Genomic DNA, 22,463 nt, shown 5'->3' with positions numbered 1-22,463 from the left:
GCCCCGTCTCCCACGCCCATCGAGCCCTCGCCATGCACCGCGAAAGCTTTGCCACGCCTGTGCGTTTCTCGGCCGGTAGCGCCGCGCCGCGCACGGTGCTGCCGAAAGACGCCTGCGACTGCCACGTGCATGTCTATGACGGCCGCTTTCCCGCGGCACCGGGCGCCAGGCTGCTGCCGCCGGACGCCTCGGCGCAGGACTACCGCGCGCTCCAGCATCGCATCGGCACCGCGCGCACCGTGCTGGTCACGCCCTCGACCTATGGCACCGACAACCGCTGCATGCTCGAAGGCCTGGCGGCGCTGGGCCCGCAGGCGCGTGGCGTGGCGGTGATCGACGGCGGCGAGAGCGACGCCCAACTGCAGCGCCTGCATGACGCCGGCGTGCGCGGCGCACGCCTGAACCTGTCGCTCGGCGTGTCTGGCACCGTGCAATCGCTGACGCCGCTGGCCTGCCGCATCGCGCCGCTGGGCTGGCACCTGCAATTGCTGATGGCCCCGGATCTGCTGGCGGCGCAGGGCGAGGTGCTGCGCCGGCTGCCCGTTCCATTGGTCTGCGACCACTTCGGCCGCATTTCGCCGGCGCAGGCCGGGCAACACCCCGCACACGCGCTGCTGCAGGACCTGCTGCAGCGCGGACAGGCGTGGATCAAGCTGTCCGGCGGCTACATCGTGAGCGAACGCCAATCGACCGAAGACCCCGCCCTCGATGCGCTGGCCGCGAGTTACCTGCGCTGCGCGCCCGAGCGCGTGGTCTGGGGCAGCGATTGGCCCCACGCCACCGCATCGTCCGGTGCGCACCCCATGCCGGACGACGCGCGACAGGTGGATCGGCTCGTCGACTGGGCCGGCCAGAGCGGCGATGCGGCCACCCTGCATCGCGTGCTGGTGGACAACCCCGCCGCGCTGTACGGCTTCACGCCGCCTTCCTCCTTTGCCTGACCAAACAAGAGACAAGCACATGGCCACCTCGATCCCTTCCTCTCCGAAGACCCGCCTCGCACGCCGCAGCCTGCTGGCCGCTGCAGGCGCCGCGCTGCTCGGCCCGTTGCTCACCCGCCCCGCGCTGGCCCAGGGCGACTGGCCCGCCGGCAAGATCATCACCTGGGTGGTTCCGTACCCGCCGGGCGGCAGCACCGATCTGCTCGGCCGCAACGTGGCGCAGCGCGTCGGCGCGGCACTGGGCACGAACGTGATCGTGGACAACAAGGCCGGTGCCACGGGCACCATCGGCGCGGCGTTCGTCGCCAAGGCGCCGCCGGATGGCTACACCCTGCTGGGCACTTCCATCGGTCCCCAGGCCATTGCGCCGCACCTCATGGGGAGACTGCCCTATGACCCGATCGCCGGTTTCGAACCCGTGATCACCATCGGCACCATTCCGCACATCCTCGTGGTCGGCGCCAACCAGCCGTTCAAGACCCTGGCCGATCTGGTGGCTGCGGCCAAGGCGCAGCCGGGCAAGCTCGCCTTCGCCTCCGGCGGCAACGGCACCATCCTGCAGATGCAGGGGGAGTTGCTGCAGCAGCAGACGGGCGTGCGCTTCATCCACGTGCCGTACAAGGGCGACACCCCGGCGCTGCAGGACACGCTGGCCGAACAGGTGCAATTCATGTTCGCGCCTGCCGCCGCTGCATTGCCGCACGTGCAGGCGGGCAAGCTGCGTGCGCTGGCCGTCACGTCGGCGCAGCGCCTGAAGTCCCTGCCGACCGTGCCCACCATGGGCGAGGTCGGCATGAAGGACTTCGTCGTGGAGCAGTGGCAGGCCGTCTTCGCACCGGCCATGACGCCTTCCGCCATCGTGCAGCGCCTGAACCAGGAGCTCAGCAAGGCGCTGAAGGACCCGGGCGTGGCCGCGCTGGCCGACAAGCTGGGCGTGACGTTGGTCGGCGGCACGCCCCGGCAGCTGGGCGACCTGCAGAAGGCCGACTCCGCCAAGTGGGCCAAGGTCATCCAGGACGGAAACATCAAGGCCGAGTGAGCTCGCTGCAGGCCAACGTTTTCTTCCGTTTTTCTTTTTTTCCCAACTCACTGGAACCACCATGAGCCAACTCCCAGAAGTCATCCGTGACATCGAGCGCGTCAGCGCCGAGGTCGTCGCCAAGGCCGCGACCTTCCAGGCCGCCATCCTGGCCGATGTGGCCGGACGCCGCGGCACCCTGCATGCCCGCGTGGCGCCCGTCCACCAGGACATGAAGGTGGCCGGCCCGGCCTTCACGGTCGAAGTCCGCCCGGGCGACAACCTCATGATCCACGCAGCCATCGCGCTGGCGAAGCCGGGCGACGTACTGGTCATCGACGGCAAAGGCGACCAGACCGCCGCGCTCATGGGCACGCTGATGCTCAGCGCCTGCAAGAAGATCGGCCTGGCCGGCGTGATCGTGGACGGTGCGATCCGCGACAAGCTGGAACTGCTGGAACTCGGTTTCCCGGTGTTCAGCGCCGGCTTCAATCCGGCCGGTCCCACCAAGTACGTGCCGGGCCGCATCAACCATCCCATCTCGGCCGGCGGCGCAGTGGTGAACCCGGGCGACCTGGTGGTGGGCGATGCCGATGGCGTGGTGGTCATCGAGCGTGCCAAGGCGCCCGCCATGATGGTGCTGGCCGACAAGAAGGTGGCCGATGAGGCCGCGCGCATCGAGGCGATCGCCCGTGGCGATACGGCCTCCAAATGGCTGCCCGCTGCGCTGCGCGCCGCCGGCGTGCTGAAGGAAGGGGAATCGCTGTGAGCGCCATCCTCGTGACCGGCGCCGACCTGGCGCAGCAGGCACTCGATCTGCTTCAGGATTTCGAGATCGTCTATGCCGGCAAGACACCCACCGAAGACGACCTGGTGGCGTTGTGCCAGCAGCATGACCCGGTGGCCATCATCGTGCGCTACGGCAAGGTGGGCGCCGCCGTGATGGATGCGGCGCCATCGCTCAAGGTGATCTCCAAGCACGGCAGCGGCACCGACACCATCGACAAGGTGGCCGCCAAGGCCCGTGGCGTAGAGGTCGTGGCCGCTGCGGGTGCCAACGCCGCGGCGGTGGCCGAGCAGGCGCTGGCCCTGTTGCTGGCCTGTGCCAAGTCGGTGGTGCAACTTGATGCCCGCATGCACGCCGGCCACTGGGACAAGGCCACGCACAAGAGCCTGGAGCTGGGTGGGCGCACGGTGGGCCTCGTGGGCCTGGGCGCCATTGGCCTGCGCTTCGCCAGGATGGCCGATGCGCTGGGCATGCGCGTGATCGGCTTCGATCCCTTCGCCAAGGACCTGCCGGCCTGTGTGCAGAGCGTGGACCTGGAGACGATCTGGCGCGAGTCCGACGCGATTTCACTGCACTGCCCGCTGACCGACGAGAACCGGGGCATGCTGAATGCGGCCACGCTGGCACGATGCAAGCGCGGCGTGATCGTGGTGAACACCGCGCGTGGCGGACTCATCGACGAAGCCGCCCTGCTGGCTGCCGTGCGATCGGGGCAGGTGATGGCAGCGGGCCTGGACAGCTTCTCCGTGGAGCCGATGGTGGCCAACCACCCGTTCCAGGGCGAGCCACGCTTCATCCTGAGCCCGCACATCGGCGGCGTGACGGGCGATGCCTACGTGAACATGGGCGTGGGGGCTGCCAAGAACCTGCTGGAGGTGTTGGCCCGCGCCCCGGCTGCGGTTGCCGCGGCTTCGTAACCAAGACCCAAGGCCGGGCACGCCAGCGTTGCGTGTCCGCTTGGCCCCGACCGGTGTGAGAGCCGGTTGCGCCAGAACAAGAAGCCGCCGCCAGTGCGGCCCCTGACAGGAGACATTCAATGAGCGAGAGTTTTGAAACCAGAAGGCTGGCAGCGCCGGTGCGCAAGGCGCTGGCGGTTGCGCTGTGCATGGTGTCCGCCACCTGTTTCGCGCAGGCCGGTGGCTATCCTTCCAAGCCCGTGAAGCTGGTGGTGGGATTTGCGGCAGGCGGCCCCACCGACGTGGTGGCCAGGGCGTTTGCTGACCACGCCAGCCGCGCGCTGGGCCAGCCATTCATCATCGACAACAAGCCGGGTGCCAACACCATCCTGGCTGCACAGGCGGTGGCCAGCGCGCCGGCCGATGGCTACACGCTGCTGTTCGGTGCGACCAACCACACAATGATTCCCGGGCTGTACAGCAACCGGGTGAAGTTCGATGCGGTGCGCTCCTTCCGTCCGCTGTGCACGGTGGCGACCAGCCCGACGGTGCTGGTGGTCGGGCCGGGCCTGCCGATGAAGTCGCTGGCCGATTACATGGCCAAGGCCCGCAAGGAGCCCGGCCGCATCACTGCCGGAACGGCTGGCATCGGCAGCTCGGGCCACTTCGCGACCGAGATGTTCGCCCGCGCCAATGGCCTGCAGCTCAACCATGTGCCTTACAAAGGCGCCGCACCGGTGGTGACGGACCTGATGGGCGGCCAGCTCGACAGCTCCTTCGCCACGCTGGGCTCGGTCCTGCCGCAGATCCGCAGCGGCAAGCTGACGGCGCTGGCGGTGGCATCGCCACAGCGTTCCGGCCTGCTGCCCGACATCGCCACCTTCGCGGAATCGGGGGGCGGCAACTACTCGGCCGACGCGTGGTACGGCGTGCTGGCGCCCGCCGGCATCCCCGAGCCGGTCGCGCAGGCGCTGGAACGCGTGGCCGCTGACTTCGCCAAGAGCGAGGTCGCTGCCGAAAAACTGCGTGGCCTGGGATTGGACGCCGAGTCCACCTGTGGCGCTGCCTTCGTGGCGCGGGTCGGGCGTGAAGTGGCCACCTATACGCAGATTGCCCTCGACCTGAATCTCAAGGCCGACTGACCACCGGCGTGCCTTCCAACGCAACTGTCCTGGGCCCGGGCCGCGGGGCTCGCGGCGGGTTGCGGTTTCTTTTTCTCTGTCGCTTTGCCATTCGAACCAGGAGACCTCATGCGTGCTTTTGTCATCTCCCCCCTGATCGCCGCCTGCGCCTTTGCCGCCACCGTGGCACAGGCCGCTTTCCCGGACCGCCCGATCACGATCGTCGTGCCCTACGCCCCGGGTGGTGCTGCCGATGCCGTGGCCCGTGTGCTGGCCACGCGCATGGGCGCCCGGTTGGGTGCCAGCGTGATCGTGGACAACAAGGCCGGCGCCAGCGGCACGATCGGCGCGAGCTATGTGGCCAAGGCCACTGCCGACGGCTACACCATGCTGTACGACGCTACGCCGTATTCCATCAATCCGCACCTGTTTCCCAAAATGCCTTATGCCAGCACGGCGTTGCAGCCGCTGTCCCTGGTGCTGCTGGCTCCGAACGCGCTGATCGTGAAGGCCGACTCGCCCTTCAAAAACGTGAACGACCTGATCGCCAAGGCGAAAGCCGAGCCTGGCAAGCTGAACTTCGCGTCGGGCGGCAGCGGCACCGTGCAGCGGCTGGCGGCGGAGCTGTTCCGCCAGAAGCTGCAACTGGACATGGTGCATGTGCCCTACAAGAGTGGTGGTCCCGCCATCGCTGATGTGATGGGCGGGCAGGTGGACTTCATGTTCGGCACCATCGCGGCCTCGTACCCGCTGGTGTCGGGTGGCAAACTGCGTGCACTGGCGGTATCGGCCCCCGAGCGGTCCAAGCGCCTGCCCGATGTGCCCACGGTGGCCGAGACCGTCATTCCCGGCTATGAGGCCTATGAATGGAACGGCGTGTTCCTGCCCGCGGGCACACCGGAGCCGGTGGCCGCCAAGCTGCAGCAGGCACTGGTCGAGGTGCTGAAGGAAGACGAGGTGAAGCAGCGCCTCGCGGATCTGGGCGCCCAGGCGATCGGTTCCACGCCCGCGGAGTTCGTCACCTTCCTCAAGAAGGAAGACGCCAAGTGGGGCGAGGTGGTGCGTAAGGGCGACATCAAACTGGACTGACGGGCACCATGCACCTGCCTGCGATTCCCGCACCAGTGCCGCATTCCGCGGGGGTGAGCCGCCCGTCGCGCTTGCTGCCTGCGATGGCATGCGACAGCCACATGCACATTTTCGATCCGCGCTTTGCACCGTCGGTGCACTGGAAGCGCTTGCCGCCCGATGCGCCGGTGGCGGCCTACCGGCGGCTGCAGCGGCGCCTGGGCACGGCGCGTTCGGTGGTGGTGACGCCTTCCACCTATGGCACGGACAACGCCTGCACGCTGGATGCCCTGGAGCAGCTCGGCGACACCGCGCGGGGCGTGGCGGTGGTGGGCGCGGGCGTGAGCGATGCCGAACTGGGACACCTGGCCGCGCGCCGCGTGCGCGGCCTGCGGGTGAACTTCGTATCGCCGCAGTCCTGGGGTGCGACCACGCCCGAGATGCTCACCACGCTGGCGAGCCGGGTCGCGCGCCATCCGCACTGTGGTGGCTGGCACATCCAGGTCTTCGCGGATGCGGATCAGATCGTCGCACTGCGGCCGGTGCTGCAGGCGTTGCCCGTGCCGCTGGTGATCGACCATCTGGGCCGCATCGACCCGGCCGAAGGCCCGTCCGCCCAGGCCTACGGCGTGCTGCACCGGCTGCTCGACGGGGGCAATACCTGGGTCAAGCTTTCCGGTGCCTACATGCGTTCCAAGGCGCGAGGCCCGACCTATGACGACACGCTGCCTCTGGGCCGCGCGCTGGTGCAGGCCGCGCCCGAGCGGCTGGTGTGGGGCAGCGACTGGCCCCACACCACCGAGCCGCCCGGCACGGTGAACGATGCCGATCTGGTGGATCTGCTGCACGCCTGGACAGGGTCGCAGGCCGCGGCGATGGACCGCATCCTGGTGGACAACCCTGCGCAGCTGTACGGGTTCGAAGCCGTCTGAAAATCGCATTCCGTTTCCCGCCCTGGCCCAGGATTTCGCCGGGACGGGTCCTTCTTCAAAGAAAGCCGATCCCATGTTCTTGCTACAGGCCCCACAGGTCCGTGAACTGGAGCCGTTCACCTCGTTGCCCGATGCGTTCCGACGCCCGGCGCGCAGCGCATGGGCCGATGCCAACCGCGGCGGCACCATCACCGATTCATTCCTCGAAGGCCCGGTGTTCGATACCGCCGGCCACCTGTACGTGACCGACATTCCATGGGGGCGCATCTTCCGCATCGACCCGCAGGGCGGCTGGAGCCTGATCGCGGAGTACGACGGCGAGCCCAATGGCATGAAGTTCCTGGACGCCGGCACGTTGCTCATCACCGATTACAAGAACGGTCTGGTGCGACTGGATGTGGCGAGCGGTACCGTCACGCCTTACCTGGAGCGCCGCAACAGCGAGCGCTTCAAGGGCGTGAACGATCTGGTGTTCGATGCCGAAGGCAACCTTTACTTCACCGACCAGGGCCAGAGTGGCCTGCACGACCCGTCGGGCCGCCTGTACCGCCTGCGTCCGAACGGCCAGCTCGATCTGCTGCTGAACAATGTGCCCAGCCCCAACGGCGTGGCACTGTCGCCGGATGGCCGCGTGCTTTACCTTGCCGTGACGCGTGGCAATTGCGTCTGGCGCGTCCCGCTGTTGCCCGACGGGAGCGTGGCCAAGGTGAGCCAGTTCTTCACCTCCTACGGGCCGAGCGGCCCGGACGGACTGGCGGTGGATGTGCAAGGCCGTTTGCTGGTGGCCAATCCCGGCCTTGGCTGGGTCTGGGTGCTCAATGCCCGGGCCGAGCCGGTGCAGGTGCTGCGCGGTGTGGCGGGAAGCTCCATCACCAACGTGGCGTTCGGCGGTGCGGACCTGGGCACGCTGTATGTGACCGACTCCACCCATGGTCGTATCCTGCGTGCGGAAATGGAGGCATCGGGGCTGCCGCTGCACACCGGCGCGGGGCCCGTTGCTGCCATCTGAATGAAGGGGCAGAGCACGCCCCCCCGGTTGCATGCCCTAAGCGAGACCTCAGCCACGGGTGCTTAGTCGGCGGTCGGGTCTGGTGTGGCAGGTAGCCACAGCGTCATGACCAGTCCACCCCCGTCGCGCAGGCTGGCTTGAATGCGGCCGCCATGCAGTTCCATGGAGCGAAGGGCGATGGCCAGGCCCAAGCCCACGCCACGCACGGATTCGCCCCCTTCGACGCGGGTGAACGGATCGAAGATCCTGCGCAGCATGGCGGCGGGCACGCCAGGCCCCCGGTCCTGAACCGTGGTCACCAGTTGGCCGCTCTGTGCACTGACCGCAGCGTGAATCTCGACCACCGTGCCGGGCGCCGTGTACTTCACCGCATTGCGAATCACGTTTTCGAAGGCGCGGTAGAGCAGTTCACCATTGACCCGCACCACAAACTGTCCGGGCGCATCGATGTGGACCTGGCGAGACATCAGCGGCCGGGCCTCGAAATCGGCATCTTCGGCAATGGCGTGCAGGAGTTCGATCACGTCGACGGTTTCGCGCGCCAAGCCAGCCGGCGCCTCCAGGCGGTGCAGCGTCAGCAGTTCCTCGATCAGCACATCGAGCCGATCGCTTTCGCGCTGGATGCGTTCGACCATCGCCTCCGTCTGGGAGGGGTCCTGCCGCAGCAAGCCAATGGCGGCCTGCAGCCGGGAGAGTGGGGAGCGCAACTCGTGGGAAATGTCGTGCAGCAGCACCTGGCGCGACTCGCTCATGTGCTGCAACTGCGACGCCATGCTGTCGAACTCCTGCGCCAGGTCGGCGATCTCGTCACGCCGCCCGTCCATGAGGGGCTGTACGCGCGTGTCGAACCGGCCTTCGGCCGCCCTGCGCAAAGCCCAGCGCAAGTGGCGCAGCGGACGCGAAAGGTACCAAGCCAGCGCCGGACCGATGATGAGAACGGCCGCCATCGCCGAGATCAACGGCACGAAAGGGACAAAGCCAAAGGTGCCGTCCCCGTCTGGCAGCGGAGGGCGTCCCATGAGGGTGATGTAGGCCAGCGTGCCCGCGAAAGAGAGCACCATGCTCAGCCAAAGTGCGAGCAGCAATTTCCAGAACAGCCGGCCGATGCGGCGCGTGGCCATCCGTCAGTCCTCCAGTAACTGATAGCCCAGCCCGCGCACGCTCTGGATCCAGGATTCGCCGTCAGGCCGGGTGCCGAGCTTCTGGCGAATGCTGCTGATGTGCACATCGATGCGCCGGTCGAACCGCGCCAGCGGACGGCCGAACGCCTGCAGCGAAATCTCCTGCTTGTTCACCAACTGACCCGCGTGGCGCGCCAGCACCTCCAGCAAATTGAATTCCGTGCCGGTCAGTTCCAGGGGGTTGCCGTGCCACGTGGCTTGCCGGTTGGCCGGTGACAGCATCAGCGGGCCGGCTTCCAGGGCGCGTGGGCCGGTGCTGGGCGCGGCCGCATCGCGCGCCTGCGTGCGCCGCAGGATGGCGCGGATGCGGGCGACCAGTTCACCGGGGGTGCATGGTTTGGGAACGTAGTCGTCGGCACCCATATCGAGCCCGACGATGCGGTCGACGTTGTCGCCGCGCGCCGTGAGCATCAGCACCGGCACCTTATGGCGTAGCGCCCGGAAGAGGCCTCCGCCAAGCCGGCCTGGCCGTCGTGCACGGCTTGTACGTCGAAGCCCTCGCGGACGAGGTACTGTGACAGCATTGCCGTGAGTTCGAGGTCGTCATCAACGAGCAGGACCGGGATCATCGTGCGCCGCAGTATCGCTCCAATGGCGCTTGCGCCCGCCAGTGCACCCCGGTTCTTTACCCAGCTTAACGCTCGTCAACGCTGGTTGACATTCGCGCTGCCTACCATGCTTTCTGACCCTTCAGGACCGCATGCATACCTCGCAAACCGCCGGCTGGCGGCCTTCCATCCCGCTTCTCGCACTCGGCCTTGCCGCCTTGCTGGGCGGGTGTGCCGTCGTCGGCCCCGACCATGCATGCGCAGCCTGCTCCTGCGGCGCCGTCCGCATGGCATGCTCCGCTTCCCCAGGCAGGTCGGGGTGCGTTGCTCGGTGACTGGTGGAGCCAGTTCGACGATCCGGTGCTGACCCTGCTCCTGCGTTCTGCCGAGTCCGCCAGTCCCACCCTGGCCAAGGCATGGTCCCACATCGAAAAGGCACGGGCGACGCTGTCCAGCGCAAGCACCTCGGGCCTGCCCGCCGTGAGCGGGCAGACCTCAGTGACGCGTGGCACGCAGCAGTCCGGGAGCGTCGCCACGGTCCGCAGTGCGGGACTGGACGCGTCGTGGGAGATCGACCTGTTCGGCAAGGTCCGGCGCGGGGTGGAATCTGCCAGGGCCCGGCTGGAGGCGCGCGAGAGCGACTGGCACGACGCGCGCGTGTCGCTTGCGGCCGAAGTCGCGGACAACTATGTGCAGTACCGTGCCTGTGGATTGCTGGCCAGTGCCTACGAAGAAGAGCTCACCTCCATGAACGAAACCGCCAGGGCCACCGAGTCCCTGGTGCATGCCGGCCTGACGGCCAGCTCGGACGGGGCATTGGCCCGCGCGAGTCTGGCTAGCACCGCATCCGCTGCGCTGGCTCAACGCGCACAGTGCAAACTGCTGGTGAAGTCGCTGGTGGACTTGACGGGGACCGAGGAGTCCGAGCTGCTCACCCAGCTGGCTCAGGGTCGGGCCGAGATGCCGCGGCCAGAGGGCATCGAAGTTCGCGGCATACCGGCGCAAGCGCTGCGCCAGCGGCCGGATCTGGCTTCGCTTGAACGCGAGCTCGCCGCGGCGAGTGCCGAGATCGGCGTAGCGCAGGCCGATCTCTATCCAAGCCTTTCGCTCTCCGGTTCCATCAGCGTGTCCGCGCTGGGTGCAACCTCTTCGATGAACACCTGGTCGTTCGGCCCCACGTTGTCCGTGCCGTTCTTCGACGCGGGGCGAAGGCGCGCCGCAGTGGACAGCGCACGGGCGGGTTACGGGGCCGCGCATGCCGACTGGCAGCAAGGGGTCCGGACTGCCGTAAAGGAGGTCGAGCAGTCCCTGGTCCGCCTGGACGGCGCTGCAAAGCGCACGGAACAGGCAGAACTTGCCGCCCAGGAATACCGGCGGTATCTGGTCGCGGCGCAAGCGCAGTGGCGCGCCGGCACGACCAGCCTGCTCGACCTTGAGGCATCGAGGCGTCAGGCACTTTCCACGCAGATCGAACTGATCGGCTTGCAAAGAGATCGCGTGACGTACTGGATCGCCCTTTACAAGGCGTTGGGAGGGGACTGGCGCCCCGGCATCCTGGCAGCCCCTTCCGGCGATGCCGCCTTGCAAATCGGAGCTTCCCAATGATCAGCAAAGCGCTGTCGAATCGAAAACGGGTCCTCGCAGGCGTCGTCGCGGCCGCGGTGCTTGCCGCGGGATTCGCATGGAGGGTCTCTCTCGGCGTTGCCGGCACACCCGCAGCCCGCACCCAAGGCCAGGGCAGTGAAAGCGCCAGTGCATTGACCGTCCAGGTCGTCAGCGCTGAAACGCAAACCTGGCCGCAGCCACTGCAAGCCAGCGGCGCGCTGGCGGCCTGGCAGGAGATCATCGTCAGCCCCGAGACCAGCGGGCTGCGCATTGCGGAACTGCTGGTGGATGTGGGCAGCACCGTTCGGCGTGGGCAGTTGATGGCGCGGCTCGCCGATGGCACGGTGAAGGCGGAACTGCGCAAGCAGGAAGCGCTGGTGGCGCAGGCCCGCGCAAGCCTCGGGCAGGCCGGCACCAACCTGCGAAGGGCCCAGGCCGTGGACGTGGCCGGCGCGTTGGCGCCACAGAAGATGGATGAATACCGCGCGAACGAAGCGACGGCGCAGGCGTCGCTGGCCTCCGCGCAGGCCGACCTGGAAAGCGCGCGGCTGAAGCTGTCGCACACCCGGATCGTAGCCGCGGACGACGGTGTGGTGGCCTCCAGGTCCGCGGTGCTGGGCAACGTCGTTAACGCCGGAGCAGAGCTGTTTCGTCTGGTGCGCCAGGGGCGTGTGGAATGGCGCGCTGAACTGGATGCCCGCCAACTGGCCAACGTCAGGGTGGGGCAGGGGGCACGCCTCGTGCTGCCGAGCGGGATGAACGCAGATGGGACGGTGCGGCTGGTATCGCCCACGTTGAGCGCCACGACCGGCCGTGGAACGGTCTACGTAAGCCTGGCTCCCGGACAGGGTGCCCAGGCAGGGCAATTCGCCAGCGGCACGATCGACCTGGGCAGCAGGGCCGCCATCACGTTGCCCCAATCCGCCATTGTGTTGCGGGACGGGCGTTCGTACGTGTATGTCCTGGACGACCAGCAGCGCGCCACCAGCCGGGTGATCACCGTGGGCCGGCGCCACGGCGACCGGGTGGAGGTCGTGTCCGGCCTGGAGCCCCGATGGCGCGTCGTGGCCAGCGGCGGAGCATTCCTGTCCGAAGGTGCTTCGGTCACGGTGGCATCGGTGGATGCCCGTCCAGCGCCGGCCGGAGGCGACCGATGAACTTCTCCGCCTGGTCGATTCGCAACCCGGTTCCTGCACTCCTTTTGTTCTTCCTGCTGACCGTGCTGGGGACCGTCGGCTTTCACCGGCTGGAGATCCAGGACTTCCCCGATATGGATCTGCCCACGATCCAGGTGACGGCTTCGCTGGAAGGCGCAGCGCCGTCCCAGTTGGAAACCGAAGTGGCGCGCAAGATCGAGGACAAGCTGGCGTCGCTGACGCAACTGGATCACATCGCGACCACCATCACCGACGGGTCGGTCCGCATCAGCGTCAGCTTCCTTATCGACAAGGACAGCGAGGTGGCATTGAGCGAAGTCCGCAATGCTGTCGATGGCGCGCGGGCCGAGCTGCCGGCCAGCATGGCATCGCCGATGGTGTCCAAGCTGACTTCGTCCGGCTCGCCCATCTTGACCTACACCATCGCATCCAGCCAGATGGACGAGAAGGACCTCTCGTGGTTCGTGGACAACGAGGTTTCCAAGGCGATGGTGGCCGTCAAGGGCGTGGCATCGGTGGCGCGTGTCGGCGGCATCGACCGCGAGGTGCATGTGGACCTCGACCCGTCGCTGATGGCCGGACTCGGCGTTGCTCCGTCCGACGTGTCCTCACGCCTCAAGGCCGTTCAACGCGAGAGTTCGGGCGGGCAAGGCACCATTGGCGACCAGCGCCAGTCAAGCCGAACCATCGCGACGGTGGGCTCGGCCGCAGAGATCGCCGCTGTCAGCATTCCGCTTGCTGAAGGCCGCTACGTCCGGCTGGACCAGATTGCGCGTGTGACCGACACCCATGCGGACCGGAGCACCCTCGCGTTCCGGGACGGCCAATCGATGATCGGCTTTCAGGTCACCCGCTCCAAAGGCTATTCCGACGTGGGCGTGGCCGACAGCGTGCGCGCTGCCGTGGAGCGCTTCGCGCAAGGCCATCCCGGAGTGAAGATCGCCGAGGCCAGCAACACGGTGACCCCCATCCAGGAGAACTACGAAGGCTCGATCCACCTTTTGATGGAAGGCGCCGTTCTCGCGATCCTGGTCGTATGGTGGTTCCTGCGCGATTGGCGCTCCACGCTGGTCTCGGCCGCCGCACTGCCGCTCTCCATCATTCCCACGTTCGGGTTCATGGCGCTCCTTGGCTATTCACTGAACACCGTCACGCTGCTGTCGTTGGCGCTGGTGGTGGGCATTCTGGTGGACGACGCGATTGTCGAGATCGAGAACATCGCGCGGCATCTGAAAATGGGCAAGACTCCCTATGAAGCGGCGATGGAGGCAGCCGACGAGATCGGGCTGGCGGTGATTGCCACGACGTTCACGCTGGTGGCGGTGTTTCTCCCCACCGCGTTCATGGGCGGGATTCCCGGAAAGATCTTCCGCCAGTTCGGCATCACGGCCTCGGTGGCTGTGTTGGCGTCCTTGCTGGTGGCCCGGCTACTCACCCCCATGATGGCCGCCTATCTGCTGAAGCCGGCCCCGCCGGGGGACCACACGCAGCCCGATGGGCGCCTTATGGCCCGATACCTGGGATGGGTCCGTTCCGTGCTGTCGCGCCGAAGGCTCGCGGTACGTGCGGCGATGGTCTTCTTCATGCTTTCATTGGCGATGATCCCCTTGCTTCCGACCGGATTCATTCCGGCGCAGGACAAGGCGCAGTCGCGCATCAGCCTGACCCTGGCGCCAGGCAGCACCTTGCAGGACACGGTGGACGCAAGCCAGCATGCGGCAGAACTGCTGCGCGCCATACCGGAAGTCAGCGGTGTGTTCATATCCGCCGGCACCGCGACCAGTGGAGACGGTGCGGGCGCAAGCGCTTCGGCCGACGTGGGCAGCGCGACGCTGACAGCGGAGTTGGTTCCCCGCGGCGAGCGCAAGCTCAAGCAGTCGGCGGTGGAGGCCAGAATCCGGCAGGCGCTCGTGGCGGTGCCCGGGGCCCGCATTGCCGTTGGCGGTGGCGGCAATGGCGAAACGCTGGAGATCACACTGGCCGGAAATGATCCCTCAGCCCTTGCCACGGCAGCATTGCAGGCGGAAACGCAATTGCGTACCCTTCGGGGGATCGGCAACGTCACGTCGAGTGCAGCCTTGCAAAGGCCGGAGATCCAGTTGCGTCCCGACCCGGCACGGGCCGCGGCGCTGGGCGTCACCACAGAGACACTGGCCGACGCCGTGCGTCTCGCCACCTATGGCGACTACGCTACCGCGCTCCCGAAGCTGAATCTGCCGGAGCGCCAGATACCCGTGCGCGTTCGCATGGACCCGGCCGTCCGCGAGGATCTGGACGCCGTGGCGCAGTTGCGGATCCAGGGTGGCCAGGGCACGGTGAGCCTGGGATCGGTCGCGGACATCTCCATTGGCAGCGGTCCCTCCCAGATCGCGCGGCTGGACCGCTTGCGAAACATCACCCTCAGCGTCGAGCTGGCCGGGCGGCAGATCGGCGACGTCGAGCGGGAGGCAGCCATGTTGCCCGCCCTCCAATCGCTGCCAGCCGGCGTCAAGCGGGTCGAGCAAGGGGAGCTGCAGCGCATGTCCGAGTTGTTCAGCAGCTTCGGAGTGGCGATGGGTATCGGCATTTTCTGCATCTACGCGGTGCTGGTGCTGCTGTTCCATGATTTCCTGCAGCCCGCCACCATCCTGTGTGCATTGCCGCTCGCGTTGGGGGGCGCTCTTTTCGCGTTGCTGGTGACGCAGCAGTCGTTCTCGATGCCGGCGGTGATCGGGCTACTGATGCTCATGGGGATCGTGACTAAAAACTCGATTCTGTTGGTCGAGTACGCGATCATGGCCCGGCGCGTGCACGGGATGGACCGGTTCGAAGCCCTGATCGATGCCTGCCACAAGCGCGCCCGGCCGATCATCATGACGACCATCGCAATGGGGGCGGGCATGTTGCCCAACGCCATCGGACTGGGCGCGGAGGCGAGCTTTCGCCAGCCGATGGCGATCGTCGTGATCGGGGGGCTGATCACATCGACGCTTCTCAGCCTGCTCGTGGTGCCGGTGGTGTTCACCTATGTGGACGATCTTCTGGAGTGGCTGCGCCGCAGGTTCACCGGCTGGCAGGCCACCACAGCGCAAGCCGCCGCATCGGACGGCCCCTCTCCATTTTGAAAAACTATTCCAGGCATGTGATTAATTGCCTTTTCCGGCGGGAGCCTTTTCTCTAGCATTCACCCATCAATCAGCCGCAAGAGGAATGCCCCATGAGCCAAGAGACCAAGTGCCCGTTCCATGCCGCCGCCGTCAATGGTGGAACCATCAACAAGGACTGGTGGCCCAACCAGTTGCGCGTGGATCTGCTGCACCAGCATTCGTCCAAGTCCGACCCCCTGGGCGGCAGCTTCAACTACGCCGAAGAGTTCAAGAAGCTCGACTACGAAGCCCTGAAGAAAGACCTGCGCGCGCTCATGACCGACTCGCAGGACTGGTGGCCGGCCGACTTCGGACACTACGGCCCGCAGTTCATCCGGATGGCGTGGCACGCCGCCGGCACCTACCGCACGGGCGACGGCCGTGGCGGTGCGGGCCGTGGGCAGCAGCGCTTCGCGCCGCTCAACAGCTGGCCCGATAACGTCAACATCGACAAATCGCGCCGCCTGCTCTGGCCCATCAAGCAAAAGTACGGTCAAAAAATTTCCTGGGCCGACCTGCTGGTGCTGACCGGTAACGTCGCGCTGGAAACCATGGGCTTTCGGACCTTCGGCTTCGCGGGCGGCCGCGAAGACACGTGGGAGCCTGACCTGGACGTGTACTGGGGCAGCGAGAAGACATGGCTCGGTGGCGACGCCCGCTACGGCAAGGGTGCCCCCGGCGACGGCACCTTGGTGGCCGACCCCGCCATGCACGGCCAGGAAACCGACCGCACGGACAGCCAGGGACGGAACCTGGAAAACCCCCTCGCCGCGGTCCAGATGGGCCTGATCTACGTGAACCCGGAAGGCCCCGAAGGCAATCCCGACCCGATCGCCGCTGCGCACGACATCCGAGAAACGTTCGGCCGCATGGCGATGGACGACGAGGAAACCGTGGCCCTGATCGCCGGCGGCCACACCTTCGGCAAGACCCATGGTGCCGGTGCCGCCGACCATGTGGGGGCTGAGCCCGAAGCCGCAGGCATCGAGCAGCAGGGCCTGGGCTGGGCCAGCAGCTTCGGCTCCGGCAAGGCCGGCGATGCAATCACCAGCGGCCTGGAAGTGACCTGGACCACCACGCCCGCGCAGTGGAGCAACAACTTCTTCGAGAACCTGTTCAAGTACGAATGGGAACTCACCAAGAGCCCGGCCGGCGCGCATCAATGGCAGGCCAAGAACGCCGAAGCCATCATCCCCGACGCGCACGACCCCACCAAGAAGCGCCTGCCGACCATGCTGACCACCGACCTGTCACTGCGCATGGACCCGGCTTATGAAAAAATCTCGCGCCGGTTCCTGGACAACCCCCAGGCCTTCGCCGAAGCCTTTGCACGGGCCTGGTTCAAGCTCACGCACCGTGACATGGGGCCGCGCGCCCGCTATCTCGGCCCCGAAGTGCCGAAGGAAGTGCTGATCTGGCAAGACCCCGTTCCCGCGGTGGACCATCCGCTGGTCGAGGCGTCCGATGTGGCGGCCCTCAAGGCGCAGGTCCTGGCCTCCGGCTTGTCGGTGTCCGAACTGGTGGGTACGGCCTGGGCTTCGGCATCCACCTTCCGCGGTTCGGACAAACGCGGCGGCGCCAATGGCGCCCGCATCCGCCTGGCGCCGCAAAAGGACTGGGACGTCAACCAGCCGGCGCAACTGGCCCGGGTGCTCCAGGTGCTTGAAGGCATCCAGAGCGACTTCCATCGCGGCGCCGCAGGGGGCAAGCGCATCTCGCTGGCCGACCTGATCGTGCTGGCGGGGGCCGCAGGCGTAGAGCAGGCGGCCCAGAGCGCGGGCTTCGAGGTCACGGTACCGTTCTCCCCGGGCCGTACCGACGCGCGGCAGGACCAGACCGATGTGGAATCGTTCGCCGTGCTCGAACCCGTGGCAGACGGTTTCCGTAACTACCAAAAGCGCCGCTACAGCGTGCCTGCCGAGGTGTTGCTGATCGACAAGGCCCAGCTGCTGACGTTGACTGCGCCCGAGATGACGGTGTTGGTCGGCGGGCTGCGTGCGATCAACATCAATGCCAATGAAACCCGCCACGGTGTCCTGACCGCAACGCCCGGCGCGCTCACCAACGACTTCTTCGTCAACTTGCTCGATATGGGCACACAGTGGAAGGCCTCGGCCCAGGACCCAGGGGTGTTCGAAGGCCGCGACCGCAAGACCGGCGAGGTCAAGTGGACCGGCACGCGCGTGGACCTCGTGTTCGGCTCCAACGCGCTGCTGCGGGCCCAAGCCGAGGTGTACGCCGGAGCGGACGCCAAGCGCAAGTTCGTGGACGACTTCGTAGCAGCCTGGACCAAGGTCACCGAACTCGATCGCTTCGATCTGGCCTGACCTGCCGCGTCGGCTCTGCTGAGCCGGCGCGCTTTCTTCGAGAAAAGCCCGGGGCTTCGACGCCGCGGGCTTTTTCGCATCCGCGTGCGGCAAAGGAGCCCTTTTGGGCGCGGGGAAGGCCTGCGCGCCCTAAACTTGCTGCATCGCACAAAAAGCGGGAGATGGAATGCATTTCGACATCGTGATCGTTGGCGGCGGCGCGGGCGGCCTGGAATTGGCGGCACGCCTCGGGCGGGGCCTGGGGCCCCGGGTAGGGCGGGAGAAGGTGCTGCTGGTGGACCGCAGCCCATTCCACATCTGGAAGCCCACGCTGCACGAGGTGGCCGCCGGCACGCTCGATGCCCACCAGGAAGGGCTCTCCTACACCGTGCTGGCCCGGCGCAACCATTTCAGCTTTGCCATGGGCGAGATGGCAGCCCTCGACACCGAGCGCAAAGGCATCACCTTGTCCGAGATTCGCGATGCGCAGGGTGAAGCCGTGGTGCCCCGGCGCACCGTGAGCTACACGCGCTTGGTGCTGGCGATCGGCAGCGGCTCCAATGCCTTCGGCACGCCCGGCGTGGAGCACGCGTACCTGCTGGAGAACGTGCGCGATGCGCAGCGTTTCCATGCCGACTGGCTGGCCGCGTGCGCCCGTGCCTCTTTCTCCGAGAGCCGTGCGCTGGGCGTGGCCATCGTGGGCGGTGGGGCGACCGGGGTGGAACTGTCGGCCGAACTGCTGGAGGCCCATGCCGAACTGCAGGAGAGCATGGGCGACGGCCAGCGCTTTCGGCTCGACATCACCCTGGTGGAAGGCGGCCCGCGCATCCTGGGCGGCTTGCCAGAAAAGATATCGGCCCAGGCCCGGCTGGCACTGGAGCGCAAGCAGGTCAACGTGCGCACCGGCACGCGTGTGACCGAGGTGCGCCGTGGCGCGCTGGTCACCTCCGAAGGCAGCATTCCCGCCGAAATGATCGTCTGGGCCGCGGGCATCAAGGCCGCCGATGCCAACGCCCGCATGGGGCTGGCCGTGAACGGCCTGAACCAGTTCGTGGTGGACGACCGTCTGCGCACCTCGGTGCCCGGCGTCTATGCCTTCGGCGACTGCGCCGCCTGCCCGTGGGAGGGTGGCAAGACCGTGCCGGCGCGGGCCCAGGCCGCGCACCAGCAAGCCGACTACCTGGCCAAGGTGCTGGGCGCGATGCTGCGCGAGCGCGAGGTGACCGAGGCGTTCGTGTACCGCGACTTCGGCTCGCTGGTGTCGCTGGGCGATAACAAGGGCGTGGGCAACCTCATGGGAGGCCTGATGGGACGCAACTTCTTCGTGGAAGGCCTCATCGCGAAGTGGATGTACATCTCCTTGCACTTGAACCACCACCGGGCCATCCTGGGCCTGGGCAAGACGGCCGTGCTCGCCCTGGCGCGGCTGCTGCAGCAGCGCGTGTCCGGACGGCTGAAACTCCACTGAGCGCGTGGGTTCAGCCGGGCGGGGCAGGCATGCCGGTTCCGAACCGGCCGCCCGCCACCGTCCTGCGGCCCGCCTGCGCGCCTTATTTTGGGGTATAGGTGATCTTCGTCACCTCGTAAGTCGAGGGCCTGCCGTTGGAGCTGGACGTGGCGATCTTGATCGTCCGGCCCTGGTAAGGGCCTTCTGCGACCACCCAGGTCTGGAAGTTGGCCACGGCGCGCCCGGTCGGCCCCACCGTGACGAAGTCGTTGTTGAATTTGCAGACGTTGAAGGTGCCCATGGCGGTCTGCAGCGACTCCCTGCCCACGTACGTGAACTGGTCTTCCACGGTTTCCGAATAGGAGCTGGGCGCCGAGCCCGCCTTGGGCACGATCGTGAACTGGTTCTTGTGGTCCCGCTGAACGGTCTGGCCGGGCTGCATGTCCAAGGGCGTGGACACGGGTGGATCGTAGACCTGCGTCAGCACCTGGGTGGACGTGTCGGAGACGACGCCATACGCCAGTTCGCTGCTGGCCGTGCGGTCGCGGAACAGCCGGTTGTTGCCGAGGGAACCGGTGGACTGCGGCGTGAACATGACCGGTTTCGCGCCCGCGAAATCCTGCCGGCCTCCAGTCGTCGTGGTGCTGGTGGTCGTGAGGTCGGGTTGCCCGTCCATCTTCGTGAGGCCCTCTTCGACGAGCACGGTTCCCTCGTTGAAGTCCGCCGCGTTGTAGCAGGCGGCGGAGCTGCTGCCCGAAGGTGCGGGGGCGGGAGTGGGGGCCGGTGCCGGAGCGGGTGATGGTGCCGGCGATGGCGATGGCGATGGGGCGGGTGCCGGCGTGGGCGCCGGCGCCGGGGTGCCGCCGGGCGGAGTGGTCACGTCGCCTCCGCCTCCGCCGCCGCCACACGCGGTCAGGGAGGCTGCGGTCAGTGCGGCGAGGGCGGCAAAAGCGGCTACCGCGCGGAGCGAATGGGAACTGGTGGGCATGGTTTTGGAATGGGTCGCCCTCTGCAGTGCCGCGCACCATGCGCCACACCGCCGACGGGCAGGTTGGGATGCGCAGACGGTATCCGCCACCCCTTTGCCGCGGTACCCCACCCAGGGAGCGCAGATGAAAGCAAGTGTTAGTAGGGTATCCCTGACTGCCGGCCGTCATCCCGCCATGAGTTTCTGCACCAGATCGGCCGCTGTGGAGGCTGCGTATTTGCGCATGAGGCGCGCGCGGTAGATTTCCACCGTGCGGTGGCTGATGTCGAGCGCGCGGCCGATCTCCTTGGAGGTCAGGCCGTCCAGCAGCCGCGCCGCCACCTCGCGCTCACGGCCGGTCAGTTCGGCCTTGACGGACCGCTGCGAGCTGAGGTCTTCGAAACTCCAGATGCCCGATTCATGCGGGGCTTCGCGGTTGAGCGCCCGGCCCGAGACATGGCACCAGAACACCTCGCCGCTGGCCCGCTTCATGATGCGGTTGTCGGCATAGTGGCCCCGCGCATTCAGGATGGGCTCCATGTGCTTGCCCAGGCGTTCGTATTCGTCCGCGCTGGGATAGAGAATCCGGAAGGACTGGCCGATCAGCACCTCGCGCGAGGCGCCGAACATCTCGCACACCTGGCGATTGCAATCGACCATGGTGCGGTTGCGCGAAATGACCAGACCCACCGGGGCCATTTCGAAAGCGAGGCGGTAATCGGCGACATCCATGGAAGTATTTAGGGAAAACTACGTAGCGGGGTACGTAGTATCGTAGCGGCCATCCAACCTGATGTTGAGGAGTCTCCAATGAACAAGCTTTTTCCCACCGCGGCCGAGGCGCTCAAGGGCGTCGTGGCCGGCGGCCAGATGCTGGCCGTCGGCGGCTTCGGGCTCTGCGGCATTCCTGAAGCGCTGATCGACGCCCTGCGCGACAGCGGCGTCAAGGACCTCACCGTCATCTCCAACAACGCCGGCGTGGACGGCTTCGGCCTCGGCAAGCTGCTGGAAACGCGCCAGATCAAGAAGATGATCTCTTCCTACGTGGGCGAGAACAAGGAGTTCGAGCGCCAATACCTCGCCGGCGAGCTGGAACTGGAATTCACGCCGCAGGGCACGCTGGCCGAGAAGCTGCGGGCGGGAGGCGCCGGCATTCCGGCCTTCTTCACCAAGACCGGCGTCGGCACCATGGTGGCCGAAGGCAAGGAACTGCGTGAATTCGACGGCGAAACCTATGTGATGGAGCGCTCGCTGGTACCCGATGTGTCGCTCGTCAAGGCCTGGCGCGCCGACAAGTCCGGCAACCTGCAATTCCGCCTGACCGCGCGCAACTTCAACCCCGCGGCCGCCACGGCCGGCAAGGTCTGCATCGTCGAAGTGGAGGAGGTCGTGGAGACGGGCGACATCGCGCCGGACGATGTGCACCTGCCTGGCATCTACGTGCACCGCATCGTGCACAACCCCAACCCTGAAAAGCGCATCGAAAAGCGCACCGTGACCGCCGCGCCCGTCGATGCCGCCGCCGCCAAGGTCGAGGCCCAGGCCGTGATCGCGCAGGCCGCTGCCACCAGCGAAGCCGTGCCCACGGTGACGGTGCCCGTCAACAAGAAAGAAGGAGCCTGAGATGCCCTGGACCCAAGACCAGATGGCCGCGCGCGCGGCACAAGAACTCGAAGACGGCTTCTACGTGAACCTGGGGATCGGCATCCCCACGCTGGTGGCCAATTTCACGGGCGACAAGGAAGTGTGGCTGCAGTCCGAGAACGGCATGCTGGGCATCGGCCCGTTCCCCACCGAAGACGCCGTGGACGCCGACCTCATCAATGCCGGCAAGCAGACCGTCACCACCATCAAGGGCTCTTCCATCTTCGGCAGCGACCAGTCGTTCGCCATGATCCGGGGCGGCAAGATCAACCTGTCGATCCTCGGCGCCATGCAGGTGAGCGAGAAGGGCGATCTGGCCAACTGGATGATCCCCGGCAAGATGGTCAAGGGCATGGGCGGAGCGATGGACCTGGTGGCCGGCGTCAAGCGCGTCATCGTGCTCATGGAGCATGTGGCGCGCAAGAAGGACGGCACCGAAGACCTCAAGATCCTGCCCCAGTGCACGCTGCCCCTCACCGGCGTGGGCGTGGTGGACCGCATCATCACCGACTTGGCCGTGATGGACGTCACGCCGAAGGGGCTGCAGGTGGTCGAACTCGCGCCGGGCGTGACTTTCGAAGCGCTGCAGGCCAAGACGGGCGTCACGTTGCTGCCGGCCTGAGGCCGTCCTGTCGGCACGCCGGACAGGGCCGGCAGCCGGCCCGGTTCTTGAAGGCCCCCGGGCTTCCCGCCGTCCCGCCGCAGGAAGCC

Annotated in this window: 18 protein-coding genes and 1 pseudogene; 15 read left to right on the top strand and 4 right to left on the bottom strand. The window is 67.1% G+C overall.

Annotated features, from left to right (window positions below; genetic code table 11):
* Positions 1-32 precede the first annotated feature (32 nt).
* From AVMA1855_RS18890 to AVMA1855_RS18855, 8 genes are all read left to right on the top strand, one after another.
* A complete protein-coding gene (locus tag AVMA1855_RS18890; RefSeq protein WP_284426863.1) occupies positions 33-941 on the top strand; it encodes an amidohydrolase family protein in 909 nt (302 codons plus the stop codon).
* A 19-nt stretch (positions 942-960) separates the two neighbouring features.
* A complete protein-coding gene (locus AVMA1855_RS18885; protein WP_284426862.1) occupies positions 961-1,980 on the top strand; it encodes a Bug family tripartite tricarboxylate transporter substrate binding protein in 1,020 nt (339 codons plus the stop codon).
* 61 nt (positions 1,981-2,041) lie between these two features.
* Positions 2,042-2,728 carry an RraA family protein gene (locus AVMA1855_RS18880; RefSeq protein WP_284426861.1) on the top strand — a complete coding sequence of 229 codons (687 nt, stop codon included), beginning with the start codon at positions 2,042-2,044 and terminating at the stop codon, positions 2,726-2,728.
* Complete coding sequence (locus tag AVMA1855_RS18875; RefSeq protein ID WP_284426860.1) at positions 2,725-3,663, top strand: NAD(P)-dependent oxidoreductase; 939 nt, start codon at positions 2,725-2,727, stop codon at positions 3,661-3,663. Before AVMA1855_RS18880 ends, AVMA1855_RS18875 begins: the two co-directional genes overlap by 4 nt.
* 188 nt (positions 3,664-3,851) lie before the next feature.
* Positions 3,852-4,784, top strand: a complete 933-nt coding sequence (locus AVMA1855_RS18870) for a Bug family tripartite tricarboxylate transporter substrate binding protein (protein WP_502870349.1) — start codon at positions 3,852-3,854, stop codon at positions 4,782-4,784.
* A 108-nt stretch (positions 4,785-4,892) separates the two neighbouring features.
* Positions 4,893-5,852 carry a Bug family tripartite tricarboxylate transporter substrate binding protein gene (locus tag AVMA1855_RS18865; protein ID WP_284426858.1) on the top strand — a complete coding sequence of 320 codons (960 nt, stop codon included), beginning with the start codon at positions 4,893-4,895 and terminating at the stop codon, positions 5,850-5,852.
* A gap of 8 nt (positions 5,853-5,860) precedes the next feature.
* Positions 5,861-6,763, top strand: a complete 903-nt coding sequence (locus tag AVMA1855_RS18860; RefSeq protein WP_284426857.1) for an amidohydrolase family protein — start codon at positions 5,861-5,863, stop codon at positions 6,761-6,763.
* Between the two features lie 73 nt (positions 6,764-6,836).
* Positions 6,837-7,772: an SMP-30/gluconolactonase/LRE family protein gene (locus AVMA1855_RS18855; protein ID WP_284426856.1), complete on the top strand. Its 936-nt coding sequence runs from the start codon at positions 6,837-6,839 to the stop codon at positions 7,770-7,772.
* A gap of 62 nt (positions 7,773-7,834) precedes the next feature.
* Here the strand turns inward: AVMA1855_RS18855 and AVMA1855_RS18850 are convergent, their stop codons facing one another.
* Positions 7,835-8,893, bottom strand: a complete 1,059-nt coding sequence (locus AVMA1855_RS18850) for a HAMP domain-containing sensor histidine kinase (protein WP_284426855.1) — start codon at positions 8,891-8,893, stop codon at positions 7,835-7,837.
* Positions 8,894-8,896: 3 nt separating this feature from the next.
* A pseudogene (locus AVMA1855_RS18845) lies at positions 8,897-9,522 on the bottom strand (winged helix-turn-helix domain-containing protein).
* A 231-nt stretch (positions 9,523-9,753) separates the two neighbouring features.
* Between AVMA1855_RS18845 and AVMA1855_RS18840 the strand changes: the two are divergent.
* The 5 genes from AVMA1855_RS18840 (at position 9,754) to AVMA1855_RS18820 (ending at position 19,162) form a co-directional block, all read left to right on the top strand.
* Positions 9,754-11,106 (top strand): efflux transporter outer membrane subunit, encoded by a 1,353-nt coding sequence (locus tag AVMA1855_RS18840; protein ID WP_284426854.1) that lies wholly within the window; start codon positions 9,754-9,756, stop codon positions 11,104-11,106.
* The gene (locus AVMA1855_RS18835) at positions 11,103-12,263 is read left to right on the top strand and encodes an efflux RND transporter periplasmic adaptor subunit (RefSeq protein WP_284426853.1); all 1,161 of its coding nucleotides are present in this window, start codon (positions 11,103-11,105) and stop codon (positions 12,261-12,263) included. The genes AVMA1855_RS18840 and AVMA1855_RS18835 overlap by 4 nt, the downstream gene beginning before the upstream one ends.
* Positions 12,260-15,367, top strand: coding sequence for an efflux RND transporter permease subunit (locus AVMA1855_RS18830; protein ID WP_284426852.1), 3,108 nt, complete (start codon positions 12,260-12,262; stop codon positions 15,365-15,367). Before AVMA1855_RS18835 ends, AVMA1855_RS18830 begins: the two co-directional genes overlap by 4 nt.
* Positions 15,368-15,459: 92 nt before the next feature.
* Positions 15,460-17,715: a catalase/peroxidase HPI gene (katG, locus tag AVMA1855_RS18825; protein ID WP_284426851.1), complete on the top strand. Its 2,256-nt coding sequence runs from the start codon at positions 15,460-15,462 to the stop codon at positions 17,713-17,715.
* Positions 17,716-17,881: 166 nt separating this feature from the next.
* On the top strand, positions 17,882-19,162 hold the full coding sequence (locus AVMA1855_RS18820) for an NAD(P)/FAD-dependent oxidoreductase (RefSeq protein ID WP_272569444.1): 1,281 nt from the start codon (positions 17,882-17,884) through the stop codon (positions 19,160-19,162).
* A gap of 82 nt (positions 19,163-19,244) precedes the next feature.
* Here the strand turns inward: AVMA1855_RS18820 and AVMA1855_RS18815 are convergent, their stop codons facing one another.
* Positions 19,245-20,021 carry a hypothetical protein gene (locus tag AVMA1855_RS18815; RefSeq protein WP_284426850.1) on the bottom strand — a complete coding sequence of 259 codons (777 nt, stop codon included), beginning with the start codon at positions 20,019-20,021 and terminating at the stop codon, positions 19,245-19,247.
* A 273-nt stretch (positions 20,022-20,294) separates the two neighbouring features.
* On the bottom strand, positions 20,295-20,840 hold the full coding sequence (locus tag AVMA1855_RS18810) for a PAS and helix-turn-helix domain-containing protein (protein WP_272569447.1): 546 nt from the start codon (positions 20,838-20,840) through the stop codon (positions 20,295-20,297).
* Between the two features lie 78 nt (positions 20,841-20,918).
* Between AVMA1855_RS18810 and AVMA1855_RS18805 the strand changes: the two genes are divergently transcribed.
* Together AVMA1855_RS18805 and AVMA1855_RS18800 are read left to right on the top strand one after the other, a co-directional pair.
* Positions 20,919-21,731, top strand: coding sequence for a CoA transferase subunit A (locus AVMA1855_RS18805; RefSeq protein ID WP_284412434.1), 813 nt, complete (start codon positions 20,919-20,921; stop codon positions 21,729-21,731).
* 1 nt (position 21,732) lies between these two features.
* Positions 21,733-22,374 carry a 3-oxoacid CoA-transferase subunit B gene (locus AVMA1855_RS18800; protein ID WP_284400194.1) on the top strand — a complete coding sequence of 214 codons (642 nt, stop codon included), beginning with the start codon at positions 21,733-21,735 and terminating at the stop codon, positions 22,372-22,374.
* Positions 22,375-22,463 lie beyond the last annotated feature (89 nt).

This window comes from Acidovorax sp. SUPP1855, assembly GCF_030158955.1.
Taxonomy (GTDB): Bacteria; Pseudomonadota; Gammaproteobacteria; order Burkholderiales; family Burkholderiaceae_C; genus Paracidovorax.
This window is presented reverse-complemented; position numbering and strand designations above follow the sequence as displayed.